The following is a 17893-nucleotide window of genomic DNA, read 5'->3' as shown; positions in this document are numbered from 1 at the left end:
TCACCGCACCTGCGGCGCCACCTTCGAACCGAGCAGATCGATGGTGTGCAGCACCTTCTCCGGCGGTAGTGTGCCCACGCTGGTGTGCAGCATGAACCGGTCCAGGCCGAGGGTGTCGCGGACGTCGGCGATCTTGGCGCCCACGTAGTCGGGGGTGCCGACGAACAACGACCCGCTCTGGGAACGCAGCGCGTCGAACTGCTGGCGCGTCATCGGGCCCCAACCACGCTCGCGTCCGATCACCGACATCGCCATCGCGTACGGCTCGTAGAAATCGGCGACGGCCTGCTCGTCGGTGTCGGCGATGTACCCGTGCGCGTGCACCGCGACCGGCTGCTTCTCGTGCCCACCTTCGGCCAGCGCCCGGTGATACAGCTCCACCAGCGGCTTGAACCGCGCGGGCTGCCCCCCGATGATCGCGATCGCCAGCGGCAGGCCGAGCAGTCCGGCACGGATCACCGATTCGGGGCTACCGCCGACCGCGATCCACACCGGCAGCGGCCGGTCATCGGTGCGCGGGTAGACGGTGGCCTCGTGCAGCGGTGCGCGGAACCGGCCCGACCAGGTGACCGGCTCTTCCTCGCGCAGCCGAAGCAGCAGGCCGAGTTTCTCCTCGAAGAGCGCGTCGTAGTCGCCCAGGTCGTAACCGAACAGCGGGAAGGATTCGGTGAAAGACCCACGCCCGGCCATCAATTCGGCCCGCCCGTTCGACAGGCCGTCCAGTGTCGCGAAGTCCTGATACACGCGCACCGGGTCGTCGGAGCTGAGCACGGTCACCGCGCTGGTGAGCTGGATCCGTTCGGTGCGGGCAGCGGCCGCGGCCAGGACGACGGCGGGTGCGGAGGCGGCGAAATCCTGGCGGTGGTGCTCGCCGACGCCGTACACATCCAGACCGGCGGCCTCGGTGGCCACTGCCTCGTCGACCACCTGACGCAGCCGCTCGGCGGCCGTCGGCGCGGGCCGATCGCCCGTGGGGTACCGCTCGGCGAAGGTGGTGAGCCCCAGTTCCATGTGAACCTCGTTTCCAGGTCGCGTTCTGTTCCCAGTCCAAACGGACCGTGGTCCGATATCATTCCCGTTATGCTGGCCTCATGATCGAGGACCCCGCCGACGACCTGACGGTCACGCCACCGAAGCAGTGGGCGGTCGGTGTCCCCGCCGTGGCCAACGCGCTGAAGTACTCCCTGTCGCAGAGCACGCTGCCGCGCACCGCGCTCACCTTGCTGAACATCAATCAGACCGACGGTTTCGACTGTCCCGGTTGCGCGTGGCCGGAGCCGAAGCATCGGACCACCAACGAGTACTGCGAGAACGGCGCACGCCACATCGCCGACGAGTCGACCACACGTCGCGTCACCGCCGATTTCTTCCGCGAGCACCCGGTCGCCGAACTCGACACGATGTCGGACTACTGGCTCAACCAGCAGGGCCGCCTCACCGAACCGATGGTCAAACGACCCGGCGCCACCCATTACGAACCCATCGGCTGGGACGACGCCCTCGACCTCGTCGCCACCACCCTGCGCGGCCTCGACTCGCCGGACGAAGCCGTGTTCTACACCTCGGGCAGACTCGGCAACGAGGCCGCGTTCCTACTGCAACTGTTCGTGCGCGCCTACGGCACCAACAACCTGCCCGACTGCTCGAACATGTGCCACGAATCCAGCGGGTCGGCGCTCACCGAAACCCTCGGTGTCGGCAAGGGCAGCGTGTCGCTGGACGACATCTACCAGGCCGACCTGATCTTCGTCGTCGGCCAGAACCCCGGCACCAACCATCCGCGCATGCTCTCGGCGCTGGAGCAGACCAAACGCAACGGCGGCACGATCATCGCGGTCAACCCGCTGCCCGAGGCCGGACTCATCCGGTTCAAGAATCCGCAGAAGCCGCGCGGCGTGCTCGGGCGCGGCACCACCATCGCCGACCAGTTCCTCAAGATCCGCCCCGGCGGCGACCTCGCCCTGTTCCGCATGCTGAACCGGCTGCTGCTCGACGCCGAGGACGCCGCCCCCGGCACCGTGCTCGACCACGACTTCATCGCCGAGAACACGAGCGGTTTCGCGGAGTTCGCGGAGCAGGCGCGCGGAATCAGCTGGGACACCGCGCTCGCGGCCACCGGGCTCACCCGCGCGGAGATCGAGCAGGCGCACCAGCGCGTGCTGGCGAGCAAGAAGATCATCGTGTGCTGGGCGATGGGGCTCACCCAGCACAAACACGGCGTGCCGACCATCCGCGAGATCGTCGACTTCCTGTTGCTGCGCGGCAATATCGGCCGCCCCGGTGCGGGGGTGTGTCCGGTGCGCGGGCACAGCAACGTTCAGGGTGACCGCACGATGGGCATCTGGGAACGGCCGCCGCAGGCGTTCCTCGACGCGCTCGGCGCGGAGTTCGCCTTCACCCCACCCGCCGAGCACGGCTTGGATTCGGTCGGCGCCATCCGTGCCATGCGCGACGGGCAGGCGAAGGTATTCGTCGGTGTCGCAGGCAATTTCGTGCGCGCGACCCCCGACAGCGAGGTCACCGAGGCGGCATTGCGTCGCTGTGCGCTCACCGTGCAGATCTCCACCAAACTCAACCGCTCGCACACGGTGTGCGGCGACACCGCGCTGATCCTGCCGACGCTCGGCCGCAGCGACCGCGATATCCAGGCCACCGGCGAACAGTTCGTCACCGTCGAGGACTCGATGAGTGAGGTGCACGCCTCGCGCGGCCGCCTCGACCCGGCCTCACCGCATCTGCTCAGCGAGGTGGCCATCATCTCCCGGCTCGCGCGGCGCACACTGGTCGATTCGGCGATTCCGTGGGAGGAGTTCGTCGACGATTACGGCACCATCCGTGAGCGGATCTCGCGAGTGGTGCCCGGGTTCGAGAACTTCAACGAACGGGTGGCGCGACCGGGCGGGTTGCGGCTGGTCAACCCGGTCAACGAAGGTGTCTTCCGCACCGCGACGGGCAAAGCGCGGTTCACCCGCAACGAGGTGACCGCGCTCGATGTGCCACCGGGATATCTTGTGCTGCAATCACTCCGGTCCCACGACCAGTGGAACACCATCCCCTACGGCAACGACGACCGCTATCGCGGCATCCACAACGCGCGCCGGGTGGTCTTGGTCAACCCCGACGACCTCGCCGAACGCGGCCTGGCCGACGGCGACACCGTCGACATCGTCAGCGTGTGGCACGACGGCAGCGAACGGCGCGCCGAGCGGTTCGTCGTCGTCGCCTACCCGGCGAGCCGGGGTTCGGCAGCGGCCTACTACCCGGAGACCAACGTCCTGGTCCCCCTCGACAGCGTCGCCGACATCAGCAACACCCCGACCTCGAAGGGGATCGTCGTCCGCCTCGAACCCGTAGCGGCCGATCCCGACGTCGGCTAAGTACACTTCCGGTATGTCCGTGCGCACCCGTCAGCCACTCGTCCCCGGCACCCAATCGCCGATCCGGGATGTCCCGCGTTCCATCGAGCGCCCCGAATACGTGTGGAAACCGACGGTCAACGAGGGCAAAGAGCCGTGGGTGCAGACGGCCGAGACCATCGAGAAGATGCGGATCGCGGGCAAGATCGCCGCCCAGGCACTCGAGGAGGCGGGCAAGGCGGTGGCGCCCGGCGTCACCACCGACGAACTCGACCGCATCGCCCACGAATACATGTGCGACCACGGCGCCTACCCCTCCACCCTGGGCTACAAGGGCTTCCCCAAGTCCTGCTGCACCTCGCTCAACGAGGTGATCTGCCACGGCATCCCCGACTCCACCGTGATCGAGGACGGTGACATCGTCAATATCGACGTCACCGCCTACATCCACGGCGTGCACGGCGACACCAACAAGACCTACCTCGCCGGTGATGTCGACGAGGAGGTGCGCCTGCTGGTCGAGCGCACCGAGGAGGCGACCAACCGGGCCATCAAGGCGGTCAAGCCGGGCCGTGCGCTCAATGTCATCGGCCGTGTCATCGAGGCCTACGCCAACCGCTTCGGCTACGGCGTGGTCCGCGACTTCACCGGTCACGGTGTCGGCCCCACCTTCCACAGCGGCCTGGTGATCCTGCATTACGACCAGCCGAGCATCGACTCGGTCATCGAACCGGGCATGACCTTCACCATCGAGCCGATGATCAACCTCGGCGGCATCGACTACGACATCTGGGACGACGGCTGGACCGTGGTCACCAAGGACCGTAAGTGGACCGCGCAGTTCGAGCACACCCTGGTGGTCACCGAGACGGGCGCGGAAATCCTGACCCTGCCGTGAGCGGTGCGCTGCGCGGGGCACTGCTGATCGCCGGGACGACCTCCGACGCGGGCAAAAGCGTTGTGGTGGCGGGGATCTGCCGGATGCTGGCGCGGCGCGGGGTGCGGGTCGCGCCGTTCAAGGCGCAGAACATGTCGAACAATTCCGTCGTCACGCTCGACGGTGGGGAGATCGGGCGCGCCCAGGCTCTGCAGGCGCGCGCGTGTGGGCTCGAACCGAGTGTGCGGTTCAACCCCGTGCTGTTGAAGCCCGGCAGTGATCGCCGTTCCCAATTGGTGGTGCGTGGGAAGGCGATCGGAACAGTCGGTGCGCGAGACTATTTCACGCGTCGTCAGCAATTGCGTGAAGTGGTGGCGGACGAACTCGCCTCGCTGCGTGCGGAATTCGATGTGGTGATCTGTGAGGGCGCTGGATCTCCTGCCGAAATCAACCTGCGCGCGACCGATCTGGCGAACATGGGTCTGGCGCGTGCGGCGGATCTTCCGGTTCTCGTCGTCGGTGATATCGACCGGGGCGGAGTGCTCGCCCACCTGTTCGGCACCGTCGCCGTCCTGGAACCCGAAGACCAGCGACTCATCGCGGGGTTCGTCGTCAACAAATTCCGCGGCGATGTGACCCTGCTCCAGCCCGGCCTCGACCAGCTCACCGCCCTCACCGGCCGCCCCACCCTCGGCGTCCTGCCCTTCGCCGAGGACCTCTGGCTCGACGCCGAAGACTCCCTCGGCACCGTCGCCGGTACCCCCGTCGGCCGTCCCGCCCCACCCCACGGCACCGACTGGCTCACCGTCGCCGCCATCCGCCTGCCCCGCATCTCCAACTCCACCGACATCGAAGCCCTGGCCTGCGAACCCGGCGTCTCGGTCCACTGGGCCGACAGTCCCCACCAACTGACCACCGCCGACCTCGTGGTCGTCCCCGGTTCCAAGTCCACCGTCTCCGACCTGGAATGGTTGCGCGCCAAGGGAATCGACAAGGCACTGCGCACCCGTGCCGCCACCGGACGCCCCATCCTCGGCATCTGCGGCGGCTACCAAATGCTCGGCCGCCGCATCGTCGACGGAGTGGAATACGCGGGCGGAGGTCGCATTCCGTCGCCCACGGCTGCTGTTCCCGAGCGCGGCGCCGCCCCGGCAGGCTTGCCCGAGCGCGGTGTGGCTTCGGTGGGTGCGGCCGAGTTCGACGCTGCCCCGGGAGGTGCGCCTGCAGACGAGGGGATTCCGTCCGGGAGTCCCTGGGTGGGCGACGGCCTCGGGCTGTTCGACTTGGACATCGAGTTCGCGGAGCCGAAGATCGCACAGCAGGTAGCCGGGACCGCCGCAGGCATCCCTGTCCACGGCTACGAAATCCATCACGGCCGGGTGCGGCGTACCGGCGATCCTGCCTGGCTCAGCATCGGCGGTGCTCCGGAAGGCAGTGCACGAGAAGCGATCTGGGGCACGCACGTGCACGGCGTGCTCGAGTCCGACGAGTTCCGCCGCGCCTGGCTGACCGAAGTCGCCACTCGAGCGGGACGCACCGGCTTCACCGTCGCCCCCGACACGTCCGTCGCCGCCGTGCGGGAATCCCAGCTCGACCTACTCGCCGACCTGATCGAGAAGCACGTCGACATCCCCGCCCTGGAGGAACTGATAGCGCGCGGCGCGAACGGCCTCCCGATCATCCGAAGTGGAATCCTCGCCGTACCTGACGAGTAGGAGGGTTCACACCGTGGATTCGGCGGTGGTGTTGCCCGGTTTCGGTCGGCCACGGCCGAGCACGTATGCGGCGAAGCCGAACACGAGGGCCGGGGCGCCGAGTACGACGACGCCGAAGATCCAGATGTAGTCCTTGGCGGCGGTGGCAGGAGTGGTGTAGGCCCGGGTGTCTTTGCCGATATCGATGAGAACCATTCGAGCGTCGACTGTTTCGCCCGCGGTGACGTCGAAGAGTCGGACTCTGCGCCCGTCCTCGATGGTCGTTCCGACGCCCGCGTGGCCGCTGCTCATCCCCGAGGTGGAGCTTTCCTCGATTCGGACGGTGACGGTTTCACCGAAGCCGACGAGGTAGGCGGTGGCGTTGACCAGATAGACGACGCCCGTCAGTGCCCCTGCCCCGAAGACGACGGCGCCTGCCGCGCACAGCACAGCCTGAATGATCCTTTTCACATGCCCCCCATGATGTCGATAGAACTCGATGGCCATCCTATGGCGAGTGGCACGGCCGTGCCTCAGGTCGCGGGGCCGCGCGGGTGTGGGACCGATCTCGTCCTCACCGCAAAGGCGCTCCTCTTGTGACAGGTTTGGCAATTCGGTGGTTCCGGGCAGTGAAAGCCCAGTACACGGGCCTCGGCCGGGCGGAGCGCCGGAGCCGAACGGCAGGTGGTGTTCAGGGTGGGCGTGTACCGTAAACCGGCATGAAATCTCGGCAGATCACGGTCGGTGACCAGGCCTGGACAGTGCGGGTCGACGGGCCCTCCTCGCGGCACAATGTGCTGTTGCTTCCCGATGCGGACGACCCTGCTGACGTGTTCGACAAGGTGTGCGCGCGGCTGCACGAATCCGATCTGCAGACCGTCGTCGTGGAATCCGTCGCAGGGCTCGAGCCCGCGGGGGTGCACGCCATTCTCGACGAACTCGAACTGCCCTACGTGAACGTGGCCGGACGCGGTGCGGGGGCGGTGCTCGCGTGGCGGGTGTGCGCGGGCCGCTTCGGCCGGTTCATGAGTCTCGTCGTCGCCGACCACGGCCACCCCGCCGTGCCCGGCGCCGACGGCACGATCCCCGACCCGGCCTGTCCGCCCCTCGAACTCCCGGTGACGATGATGGTCACCAAGAGCCTGCCCCGCGCCACCGCCGACGCCTCCGGCCGCTTCGTCTACGGCGAATTCCGTGTGGTCCCTTTGGAAGTCGACAACATCGCCACCGAAGCGGGCCACGAACTCGCCACCGAGATCGTGTTGCGCACCAGCCTCTGGTGAACCGGGCTCAGGACTTGCGGTAGGCGGCGAGCCAGTCGAGCCAGCTGTCGGTCTCGGCGAACGCGACCGCGCGGACGGCCTCCGAGGACAGGAACACGTCGTGGCGGGCGCCGTCGATGGGAACGATGGTGGTGCGTTCGCCCAGGCAGCCGGCCCAGCGCTGGATCTGTTTGACGTCGAGCACGGCATCGGCCACGTCGACGGCGGCACTGTGCTGTCGCGCGAACTTGGTGACCCGCGAACGCAGGATCAGCGCGGGGACCCCGATGGTGAGCCCCTGCTGCAGCCGTGCCTGGCCCTGCCGGATCGCCCGCAACCAGCCCAGACGCACCGGTTCGCCGGTCAACGGCTTCCAGTCCAGGTTGTAGTCCCACTCGCCCGAGCGGGTGCGGTGCAGGCTGTCGCCGTAGGCGGTGCTCACACCCATGCCCGGGATCTGCGCGAACGCCCGGAACCGGCCGACGGCGTTGATGATGGGTGTGCCGACGGTGCGGTAGTACGACGGTCCCTGCAGGTCGAACCAGGGGCTGTTGAGCACCACACCAGCCACACCCGCCGCCGCACTGCCACCCGCGGCTTCGAGCCGGTCGAGCCACAGCGGCACGATGAGGCCACCGGTCGAATGCGCGACGACCAGCACATCGTTGCCGGTCTCCGCACGGGCGATCCGCAGCGCCTCGCTGAGTTCCGCGTCGTAGAGCGCCAGGTCGCTGACGTAGTGCGCGCTCTGCCCTTCGCGCCGCGAGCGGCCGCATTTGCGCAGGTCGAGCGCGTAGAAGCGGTGGCCGCGTGCGGCGAAATGCTCGGCCAGGTGCTCCTGGAAGAAGTAGTCGGTGAAGCCGTGCACGTAGAGCACGGTCGGCTCGTGTGCCGGGGCGGTGGCGTCGGGCAGGTAGCGAACCAGGGTGGCGACGATCTCGCCCTCGCCGTCGGGGTCGGTGCCGAGCGGCAGGGTTCGCTGCTGGTACGCCGTGCCGAGGATGTCGGCCTGCCACTGCTCGTCGGTCCGGTCGGCGATCCCTTGCGTTTCGTTCGTCACACACGCCAATCTATCGCGGGGTCACGGCGACGTGCAGGGTTGGTTTACATCACATTCGGCAGGTCGGGTGCAGTGAGGCGATCTGCTGAGGTGCACAATTGAGTTCAGGTGAACGACGGGTAACCTACCCCCGGCGATTCACTGCGAGTCGCATCAACACTGCCAAGCGCCCGCGCCAAGCGAACTCACCCGCCGGTGGTTAGCTGAGAAGGACAAGGAAGTCGATCTACCCGTGCCGAACGCTGCGAAGATTGAAAAGACCGATGTAGTTCTCATCGGCGCAGGCATCATGAGTGCCACGCTGGGCGCGCTGCTGCGGCAGCTGCAGCCGGACTGGACGGTTTCGGTGTTCGAACGGCTCGACGCCGCCGCCGCCGAGAGCAGCGACCCGTGGAACAACGCGGGTACCGGTCACTCGGCGCTGTGCGAGCTGAACTACAGCCCGCAGAACGCCGACGGCTCGGTCGATGTCAGCAAGGCGATCGACATCAACGAACGCTTCCAGGTCTCGCGCCAGTTCTGGGCGTCGGCGGTCGACGCGGGCGTTCTCGGTGACCCGTCGCGCTTCATCAACCCCATTCCGCACGTCAGCTTCGTGCACGGTGCCGACAACGTCGAGTACCTGCGTAAGCGCTACGAGGCGCTGGCGCCGCACCCGCTGTTCCGCGGCATGGAGTTCATCGACAGCCCCGACGAGTTCGCCGCGCGGCTGCCGCTGATGGCCAAGGGCCGTGACTTCTCCGACCCCATCGCGCTGAACTGGACCGACGGCGGCACCGATATCGACTTCGGCGCGCTCACCAAGCAGCTGCTGGCCTACGTCGGCTACTCCGGCGGCGAGATCGCCTTCGGCACCGAGGTCCGCGACCTCGACAAGCAGTCCGACGGCTCCTGGAATGTCACCGTGCGCAATCTGCGCACCTACCGGTCGCGCACGCTCAACGCGAAGTTCGTGTTCGTCGGCGCCGGTGGTGGCGCGCTGCCGCTGCTGCAGAAGTCGGGCATCAAGGAGGCCAAGGGCTTCGGCGGGTTCCCGATCAGCGGCCAGTTCCTGCGCTCGACCAACCCCGACCTGATCGCCGCGCACGAGGCCAAGGTGTACGGCAAGGCCGCCGTCGGCGCGCCGCCGATGTCGGTGCCGCACTTGGACACTCGCGTCATCAACGGCAAGAAGGGCCTGCTGTTCGGCCCCTACGCGGGCTGGACTCCCAAGTTCCTCAAGGACGGCTCCAACGCCGACCTGTTCAAGTCGATCAAGCCGAACAACATCGGTTCGCTCGTCGGCGTCGGTCTCACCGAGATGGGTCTCACCAAGTACCTGATCAGCGAGCTGTTGAAGTCGCAGAACGGCAAGGTGGGTGTGCTCGAGGAGTTCCTGCCGCGGGCCGACGGCCGCGACTGGGAGCTCATCACCGCCGGTCAGCGCGTGCAGGTGATCCGGCGCAAGGGTGCCGGTGGCGTGCTCGAGTTCGGTACCGCGGTCATCTCCGCCCAGGACGGCAGCATCGCCGGTCTGCTCGGTGCCTCGCCCGGCGCGTCGACCTGTGTCACCGCCATGCTCGATGTGATGCAGCGTTGCTTCCCGCGTGAATACGCCGAGTGGACCCCGCAGTTGCAGCAGATGATCCCCTCGCTCGGCCAGAAGCTGTCGGAGAACCAGGCCCTGTTCCAGGAAGTGTGGGACTGGACCAACAAGACGCTCAAGCTCGACGAGGTCAGCGCCACCACCCAGGAAGACGCGCTCGGCTTCGCCCAGGTGCGCTAGCCCGCCGTGCCGGTCGTGCTGAAACGGTCGTGGGCGGCGGACCTCGATTCCGCCACCCTGTACCGGCTGCTGACGTTGCGCGTCGCCGTGTTCGTCGTGGAGCAGGAATGCGCCTACCCCGAACTGGACGGGCGTGACCTGCTGCCCGGCACCCGGCACCTGTGGATCGATGACGACGGCGAGATCGCCGCGACGCTGCGCCTGCTCGAGGAACCGGACGGGTTCCGCATCGGCCGGGTCTGCGTCGCGGCGGATGCGCGCAAGCGCGGCTACACGACCCGGCTGATGCAGGCCGCGCTGGCCGAAACCGGTTCGGCGACAGTGCGATTGGATGCCCAATCGCATCTGGTCGACATGTACGCCAAGTTCGGCTTCACCGTCGACGGGCCGGAATACGACGACGACGGCATCATGCACGTGCCGATGCGTCGCGGCTGATCCTCCCGCAGTCGCGCGCGAGGCCAGGCGGTCGAGCCAACCGCGACACGAACCGGATCTCATCTGGCGCCGACTCGCCGACCATCAGGTGGCCGGGCGGCGACGTTCCCGATTTGCGCCGCCGGGTGCGTTCTGTGGCTTGTTCGCGAACAGTGTGTTGGCTCATGCCGCTGGCGGCGGCGGGCACGGTGCCGTTCTTCGTCGTATTCCGGTCCGTCGGGAGACGCGCGCGCCACTAGGGCGGGGCGCCGCTCGTCGGGCAGTGATGCCCGGGGATCAGGGGCGAACGGGCCGCGCATACAGTGGGGGCGTGCCTGGTTTTGCTGATGTTGCCGCTGGTCCGCACACCGCTGCGCGGGGAGTGGGTGAGGCGGGGTTCCCGTTCTCCGCTGTGGTGGGGCAGGAGCGGTTGCAGCTGGCGTTGATCTTGTCGGCGGTGCACCCGGGAATCGGCGGGGTGCTGGTGCGTGGCGAGAAGGGCACCGCGAAGTCGACTGTGGTGCGTGCGCTGGCGCAGTTGCTGCCGCCGGTGGTCGACGAGACCGGTGCGCGACCGGCCCGGCTGGTCGAGTTGCCGGTCGGCGCCACCGAGGACCGGGTGGTCGGTTCGCTGGATCTCGAGCGGGTGCTGCGCGACGGAGAGCAGGCGTTCCGTCCCGGCCTGCTGGCCGCGGCCCATCACGGCGTGCTCTACGTCGACGAAGTGAATCTGCTGCACGACCACCTGGTCGACGTGCTGCTCGATGCCGCCGCCATGGGCCGCGTGCACGTGGAACGCGACGGGGTGTCGCATTCGCATCCGGCGCGGTTCGTGCTCGTCGGCACCATGAATCCCGAAGAGGGAGAACTGCGCCCGCAGTTGCTCGACCGGTTCGGCCTCACCGTCGACGTGGCGGCCTCGCGTGACGTGTCGACCCGGATGGCCGTCGTGCGCCGCCGCCTCGACTACGAAGCCGATCCCGCCGCCTTCGCCGCCCGCTACTCCGGCGCCGATCAGGTTGTCGCCGAACGCATTCTGACCGCTCGCGACCGGCTGCCCGATGTGGTGCTCGACAATGCCGAGTTGCGCCGGATCGCGGCGCTGTGTGCGGCGTTCGATGTCGACGGGATGCGGGCGGACCTGGTCGTCGCCCGGACCGCGGCCGCGCATGCCGCCTGGCGTGGCCGCGACCGGGTCACCGAGGACGATGTGCGGATCGCCGCCGAGCTGGCCCTGCCGCATCGGCGGCGGCGCGATCCGTTCGACGAGCCGGGGATCAGTGAGCAACAGCTCGACGAGGCGATGCGGGCGGCGGCCGATGAGGTCGAAAACGCCCCCGACGACGACGAATTCGACGATTCGTTCGGGTCGGCCGATGACCGGGCGCCCGACGGGCGGAACGCGGACGGCCGCAACGACGAGCAGGCCGTCGATGATCGCGCGAGTGGCGAGTCGGGTGCTGATCCGGACGGCCCCATCGGCGACAGGTCCGAGGATCGGCTCGGAAGTGACAACGACCCGCGCGAGGACGGCCCTGACGACAGCGACGGGCCGGATGACGACGGCCCGGACGGTGGGCCGGGTGGCCCGAACGACAGTGGTCCGGACGGCGGGCCCGGTGGTGGCCCGAATGGCAACCGCCCGAACGATACCGGTTCGAACAACAGCGACCCCGGCGACAAAGGTTCTCGGCCGACCGCTGAAAGCCTTTCCGGCACACCAGGTTCCACTTCCAAGCCTGCCCCCCGCTGGGAAGTCCCCGGCATCGGTGAAGGCGCCCCCGGCCGCCGCTCCCGCGCCCAGACCCGCACCGGTCGCATGGTTCGCCCCCACACCGACACCTCCACCGGCCTGCACCTGCTCGGCACCGTCTTCGCCGCCGCACCGAAACAGGTCGAGCGCGGCCGCTTCGCCGGACCGCTCGCCCTGGCGATCGAAGACCTGCGTGGCGCGTATCGCGAAGGGCGCGAAGGCAATCTGGTCGTCTTCGTCGTCGACACCTCCGGTTCGATGGCCGCCCGCGACCGGCTCACCGCCGTCACCGGCGCCGTCGTCACCCTGCTGCGCGACGCCTACCAGCGCCGCGACAAAGTGGCGGTGATCAGCGTGCGCGGCAGCGAGGCCGAGCTGGTCCTGCCGCCGACCTCCTCGGTCGACATCGCCGTGCGCCGCCTGGCCGGTCTGCGCACCGGCGGCAAGACACCTCTCGCGGCCGGTTTGCTGAAGGCCCGCGAGGTGATCGCCCGCGAACACGTGCGCGACCCGCGCCGCCGCCCGATGCTCGTGCTGCTCACCGACGGCCGCGCCACCGGCGGCACCGACCCCCTCCCGCGTGCCCGCACCGCCGCCCGCCTCCTCGCGGGCGAAGGCCACACCACCATGGTCATCGACTGCGAAGGCGGCATGATCCGCCTCGGCCTCGCCGCCGAACTGGCCCGCGACCTGCGCGCCCGCTACCTGCGCCTCGACGAGCTCACCGGTGAATCCGTCGCCGACGTCGTCCGCGCGTCCGGCCACCCAACGAACCGCGCGGCCTGAGCATCAGCCGAGCGTGAAAGAAGGAGATTGCTGTGCCCAAGGGTGTTCCCGAGGTCGTCCCCGCGGACGGACTGACCACGCGGCAGCGGCGTAATCAGCCCGTGCTCGCCGTGCACACCGGGCCGGGCAAGGGGAAGTCGACGGCCGCGTTCGGGATGGCGTTGCGGGCCTGGAATCAGGGTTTCGACGTTGCCGTGTTCCAGTTCGTGAAGAGCGCGAAGTGGAAGGTCGGCGAGGAAGCGGCGTTTCGAACCCTCGGCACCCTGCACGAGGAGACCGGCGCGGGCGGCGCGGTGGAGTGGCACAAGATGGGGGAGGGGTGGTCGTGGACCCGCAAGCACGGGACCGAGGAAGACCACGCCGCCGCCGCCCTCGCGGGCTGGCAGGAGATCGCCCGGCGGCTCGCCGCCGAGCAGCACCGCTTCTACGTGCTCGACGAGTTCACCTACCCACTCAAGTGGGGCTGGGTCGATATCGACGAGGTCGTCGAGACACTCACCAACCGGCCGGGTAACCAGCACGTTGTCATCACCGGACGCGACGCACCGCAGGCGCTCGTCGACGCCGCCGACCTGGTCACCGAGATGACCAAGGTGAAGCACCCGATGGACGCGGGCCGCAAGGGTCAGCGCGGTATCGAATGGTGACTGGCTCGACAGCCGTGCGGAATCCGATGGGTATCGCCCAGGCGGCCGTGATGGATCGAACGGCGAGTGGCCCGTTAGTTGTGCGGAAGTGCCGGCTGTGAGCGCCCCGGCGATCGTGATCGCGGCGCCCGCGTCGGGTAGCGGTAAGACGACGCTGGCCACCGGGCTCATCGGCGCGTTGCGGCGGGCTGGGCACCAGGTGGCGCCGTTCAAGGTCGGCCCCGATTACATCGATCCCGGATATCACGGGCTCGCCGCCGGGCGCCCCGGCCGGAACCTCGATCCTGTTCTGGTCGGCGAGGATCGGGTGGTCCCGCTGTACCGGCACGGTGCCCACGGGTGCGATATCGCGGTGGTCGAGGGCGTGATGGGCTTGTTCGACGGTCGCATCGACGAGCATCGGGCGGATGCGGTGGCAGAGGGTTCCACTGCGCAGGTCGCGGGCCTGCTCGGCGCACCAGTCGTGCTGGTCGTCGACGCGCGGGGGCATTCGCAAAGCCTGGCCGCTCTGCTCCACGGCTTCGCCACCTTCGACTCCTCGGTGCGCCTGGGTGGGGTGATCCTCAACCGCGTCGGCAGCGAACGTCACGAACAGGTCCTGCGCTCGGCGTGTGACCGCGTGGGCATCCCCGTCCTCGGCGTGCTGCCCCGGATGACCGAATTGGAAGTCCCCTCACGCCATCTCGGCCTCATCCCCGCCGTCGAACACGGCACCGCCGCCACCCGCGCGGTCGACGCGATGACCACCCTGGTCGCCGCCCACGTCGACCTCCCGGCGATCGTCGCCCTGGCCGGTGGATCGGTGTGGGGCGCCGCCTGGGATCCGCTGACCGAACTGGCCGCAGCCACCTTGTCCGGCCGAGCGTTGCACTCGTCGACCGACCCCGGAGTGTCAGCAGGGATGGCCCAGCTCGCGCACGTCGCGGATCGGCCGGTCGAACCGGCGCCGCCTGTTGGAACCGGGCTGAGCACCACGATCACCGACGCGACCGCCGGCGAGCGCCCCGCCCGGAACGGGGGGCCCGTTATCGCGATGGCCGGCGGCGCTGCCTTCACATTCGGCTACGCCGAGCATCGGGAGCTGCTCCTGGCAGCGGGTGCACAGGTCGTGGTCTTCGATCCGCTGACCGACGAATTGCCCGAGGGCACAGCGGGTCTGGTGCTTCCCGGTGGCTTCCCGGAGGAACACGCCGCGCAGCTGTCGGCGAACGTACGCCTGCGCAGCGCGATCGCCGACGGCGCCACCCACGGCCTCCCGATCCACGCGGAGTGCGCCGGACTGCTCTACCTCACCCGCTCCCTCGACGGACACCCCATGGCGGGAGTGATCGACGCCGACGCCGAATTCGGCCCCCGCCTCACCCTCGGCTACCGCGACGCCGTCGCCCTGCACGACTCTGTGCTGTGGCAGGCGGGCGCCCGAGTACGCGGTCACGAATTCCACCGCACCCGGCTTATTCGTACAGAGGTGGCGAATGCCGCTTGGGGTTGGCGTACAACAGGTCCCGTCTCCGAGGGGGCTGTGACGGGCCAGCTCCATGCCTCCTATTTGCACACCCACCCCGCGGGCAACCCTGACGCGATCGGCCGGTTCGTCCATGCTGCGCAGAGATTCGCCCTGGCAGACCATGGCAGCAGATAGTCGGTCTCGCTCTATGCCCGCCGCGATGGAATGCTGTTCCGGTGTCGGCGGCCGATTCGTGGATGCCCGCAGATCCGCCGACCAGGCCGCCACAGTGGGATCGGCCTTCGGCGGCACGTCGCGTCCGGTGGCGGGCGAAGTTCACCGGATCGGCGCCGCATCGATCATGCTCCACCGCAGGGGGTTCGTATCCTGATGGCGGCCTGCTGATGACGGGAAGTGCGGAACAACCCGATGGCGAGGGTGTTGAACGAGCTGTCGTGGTCGGCATCGGCGTGCGGCCTGGTACCGCGGCGGACCGCATCGTGAGAGCCGTCGAAGGGGTTGTCGGCCGTCGCCGAATCACTGGCCTGGCGACACTCGACATCCGTGCAGCCGAACCAGGCGTACGGGTCGCCGCCGCCACACTCGGCGCCACGCTCCTCGGCTTCACTGCCGAACAATTGGCCACCGTGAAGGTCGCGCACAGCTCGCCACGCACTGTCGCCGCAGTCGGTACGCCCTCCGTCGCGGAGGCCGCGGCATCGCTTGCCGGAAGCGGCGAATTCATATGCGCCCGAACAATTGTCGACAGAATCGTCGTGGCAGTGGCGTACGCCGAGCCGAATTAATTCACTGGGCAAGTTCGGCCGCGCACAGTAACGTCTGGTCCAGCAGTCGTACGGCGGGCCGGCACTGATCGGTTACCTCTGGACCAAGCGGTCGCAGGTTCGAATCCTGCCCGCCACCGCGAGGTGGCGGTAGCTCAGTCTGGTAGAGCTCTCGGCGCGTCCGGTCGGGACACACACGCCCGCCGTGCGATTGCGACGGAGTAGGGCGGGCCGGATTCGGTCGGTTATCTGGTGACCTCGTAAGTCGAGCGGGTTCGAACCCCGCGGCGGAAAGCAATTTCCGTCTCCGGTCGAAAACACCACGCCTGCCCCATTCCGCGTACACGCCCCGTCGGGTCCGGGGCCGAATATCAACGCCAACGTGCGTATCGGAGGGGAACAATGAATATTCTGTCGCGGTTCAACCGTCGCAGCACACCGCAGTCCGCACCGGCCGACAATCGTCAGGTCGTGAACAACGCCGACGGCTACGTTTTCGACATCACGCCGCAGGCCCGGGTGCGCCGCTTCCTCACGCTCGGCACCGAATCGGGAACCTACTACGTGAGCCCCGCGGCGCTCACTGTCGACAACGCCGAGTTCGTCGTCGAGTACGCGGCCGAGCACACCGCCGACCTGGTGCGCGAGATCGTGGAGATCTCCACCTCCGGTCGCGCGCCGCGACAGAATCCCGCGCTGTTCGCGCTGGCCGCCGCCGCATCGGTCGGTGATGTCGACGGGCGTCGTGCCGCGCTGGCCGCGTTGCCGCAGGTCGCGCGCACCGGTACCCACCTGTTCCTGTTCGCCGGATACATCGAGCAGTTCCGTGGTTGGGGTCGCGGGCTGCGGCGGGCGGTCGCGAACTGGTACCTGGACAAGCCGGTCGACGCGCTCGCCTTCCAGGCGGTCAAGTACCGGCAGCGTGAAGGCTGGACGCACCGCGACCTGCTTCGCCTGTCGCACCCGGCGGCTACCGACGACGAACGGCGCAGGCTGTTCGACTGGATCTGCGGTCGCGCACCAGAACTCGACGGTCTCGCGGTCGTCGACGGCTTCCAGCGGGCGCAGACCGCACCGCTCGATCAGGTGCCCGCGCTGATTCGCGAGTACCGGCTCGGCTGGGAGATGCTGCCCGATGCCGCGCTGAACACGCCCGAGGTGTGGGAGGCGCTGCTGGACAACGGGATTCCGCAGACGGCGCTGCTGCGTCAGCTTCCGCGTCTTACCCGGCTCGGTCTGCTGGACCCGCTCGGCGCACGCACCGCCGCGGTCTGTGCCCAGCTCACCGATCCGGCGCGGCTGCGCGCGGCCCTGGTGCACCCGGTGTCGGTGCTGATCGCGTTGCGCACCTACGCTTCCGGGCGATCGGCGCGTGGCGCGGGGAGCTGGACGCCTTCGGCTCCGGTCGTCGACGCGCTCGACTCCGCGTTCTACGCGGCCTTCGAGCTGGTGAACCCGACCGGTCTGCGGCATCTGCTCGCACTCGACGTGTCCGGCTCGATGACCGCGCAGATCGGCGGTCTGCCGCTGTCGGCACGCGAGGCTTCGGCCGCGCTCGCCCTGGTCACCGCCCGCACCGAACCCCGGCACCAGATCGTCGGGTTCACCGGTGGCGGGAAGGGCTGGTCGGGGTCGAACGCGCTGTCGGAGCTGGCGGTCTCACCGCGTCAGCGCCTGGACGACGCCGTACGCGCGGTGTCGGGACTGCCGTTCGGCGGAACCGACTGCGCGCTGCCGATCCTGCACGCGCTGGACAAGGGCATCGAGGTCGACGTGTTCTCGGTTTTCACCGACAACGAAACATGGGCGGGTTCGGTGCACCCGCACCAGGCGCTGGCTCGCTACCGCCGCGAGGTGAACCCGCGAGCCAAGCTGGTGGTGGTCGGCATGACCGCGACGAACTTCAGCATCGCCGATCCCGACGACGCGGGCATGCTCGATGTCGCCGGTTTCGACGCCGCCGTGCCGTCGCTGCTTGCCGACTTCGCCACGGCCGCATAGAAATTCACACAGAGCAGAAACGGAGCCGCCGCGACCTCGTTGT

Annotated in this window: 14 protein-coding genes; 11 read left to right on the top strand and 3 right to left on the bottom strand. The window is 68.6% G+C overall.

The window, feature by feature from the left end; genetic code table 11:
• On the bottom strand, window positions 1-1011 hold the full coding sequence (locus AB0I35_RS07040) for an Atu2307/SP_0267 family LLM class monooxygenase (RefSeq protein WP_357394855.1): 1011 nt from the start codon (window positions 1009-1011) through the stop codon (window positions 1-3).
• 80 nt (window positions 1012-1091) lie between these two features.
• Here AB0I35_RS07040 and AB0I35_RS07035 point away from each other — a divergent pair, with 80 nt between their 5' ends.
• Genes AB0I35_RS07035 through AB0I35_RS07025 form a run of 3 tightly spaced genes read left to right on the top strand, consistent with a single transcriptional unit; the run spans window position 1092 to window position 5948 of the window.
• Window positions 1092-3377 carry an FdhF/YdeP family oxidoreductase gene (locus AB0I35_RS07035; RefSeq protein ID WP_357394854.1) on the top strand — a complete coding sequence of 762 codons (2286 nt, stop codon included), beginning with the start codon at window positions 1092-1094 and terminating at the stop codon, window positions 3375-3377.
• Window positions 3378-3390: 13 nt separating this feature from the next.
• On the top strand, window positions 3391-4254 hold the full coding sequence (map, locus tag AB0I35_RS07030; protein WP_181696858.1) for a type I methionyl aminopeptidase: 864 nt from the start codon (window positions 3391-3393) through the stop codon (window positions 4252-4254).
• Window positions 4251-5948 (top strand): cobyric acid synthase, encoded by a 1698-nt coding sequence (locus AB0I35_RS07025; RefSeq protein WP_357394853.1) that lies wholly within the window; start codon window positions 4251-4253, stop codon window positions 5946-5948. Before map ends, AB0I35_RS07025 begins: the two co-directional genes overlap by 4 nt.
• A 6-nt stretch (window positions 5949-5954) precedes the next feature.
• On the opposite strand, the gene AB0I35_RS07020 is transcribed toward AB0I35_RS07025, so the two are convergent.
• Window positions 5955-6398, bottom strand: coding sequence for a hypothetical protein (locus AB0I35_RS07020; RefSeq protein WP_357394852.1), 444 nt, complete (start codon window positions 6396-6398; stop codon window positions 5955-5957).
• 248 nt (window positions 6399-6646) lie between these two features.
• Between AB0I35_RS07020 and AB0I35_RS07015 the strand changes: the two genes are divergently transcribed.
• Entirely contained in the window at window positions 6647-7210 is a 564-nt protein-coding gene (locus AB0I35_RS07015; RefSeq protein ID WP_357394850.1) for an alpha/beta hydrolase, read from the top strand.
• Between the two features lie 7 nt (window positions 7211-7217).
• Here AB0I35_RS07015 and AB0I35_RS07010 read toward each other — a convergent pair whose 3' ends face one another.
• Entirely contained in the window at window positions 7218-8249 is a 1032-nt protein-coding gene (locus AB0I35_RS07010) for an alpha/beta hydrolase (RefSeq protein WP_357394849.1), read from the bottom strand.
• Between the two features lie 232 nt (window positions 8250-8481).
• Here AB0I35_RS07010 and mqo point away from each other — a divergent pair, with 232 nt between their 5' ends.
• The 7 genes from mqo (at window position 8482) to AB0I35_RS06975 (ending at window position 17850) form a co-directional block, all read left to right on the top strand.
• The gene (gene mqo / locus AB0I35_RS07005; RefSeq protein ID WP_357394847.1) at window positions 8482-10014 is read left to right on the top strand and encodes a malate dehydrogenase (quinone); all 1533 of its coding nucleotides are present in this window, start codon (window positions 8482-8484) and stop codon (window positions 10012-10014) included.
• 6 nt (window positions 10015-10020) lie between these two features.
• On the top strand, window positions 10021-10452 hold the full coding sequence (locus tag AB0I35_RS07000) for a GNAT family N-acetyltransferase (protein WP_357394846.1): 432 nt from the start codon (window positions 10021-10023) through the stop codon (window positions 10450-10452).
• Window positions 10453-10813: 361 nt separating this feature from the next.
• Window positions 10814-12970: a magnesium chelatase subunit D family protein gene (locus AB0I35_RS06995; RefSeq protein WP_357395022.1), complete on the top strand. Its 2157-nt coding sequence runs from the start codon at window positions 10814-10816 to the stop codon at window positions 12968-12970.
• A gap of 32 nt (window positions 12971-13002) precedes the next feature.
• On the top strand, window positions 13003-13617 hold the full coding sequence (cobO, locus tag AB0I35_RS06990; protein ID WP_357394844.1) for a cob(I)yrinic acid a,c-diamide adenosyltransferase: 615 nt from the start codon (window positions 13003-13005) through the stop codon (window positions 13615-13617).
• Window positions 13618-13705: 88 nt separating this feature from the next.
• The gene (locus AB0I35_RS06985; protein ID WP_357394842.1) at window positions 13706-15259 is read left to right on the top strand and encodes a cobyrinate a,c-diamide synthase; all 1554 of its coding nucleotides are present in this window, start codon (window positions 13706-13708) and stop codon (window positions 15257-15259) included.
• A 260-nt stretch (window positions 15260-15519) separates the two neighbouring features.
• Complete coding sequence (locus AB0I35_RS06980) at window positions 15520-15870, top strand: cobalamin biosynthesis protein (RefSeq protein ID WP_357394840.1); 351 nt, start codon at window positions 15520-15522, stop codon at window positions 15868-15870.
• A 381-nt stretch (window positions 15871-16251) separates the two neighbouring features.
• The gene (locus AB0I35_RS06975; RefSeq protein ID WP_357394839.1) at window positions 16252-17850 is read left to right on the top strand and encodes a TROVE domain-containing protein; all 1599 of its coding nucleotides are present in this window, start codon (window positions 16252-16254) and stop codon (window positions 17848-17850) included.
• Window positions 17851-17893 lie beyond the last annotated feature (43 nt).

It is taken from the genome of Nocardia sp. NPDC050378, from assembly GCF_040655675.1.
GTDB classification, from domain to species: domain Bacteria; phylum Actinomycetota; class Actinomycetes; order Mycobacteriales; family Mycobacteriaceae; genus Nocardia; species Nocardia coubleae.
This window is presented reverse-complemented; position numbering and strand designations above follow the sequence as displayed.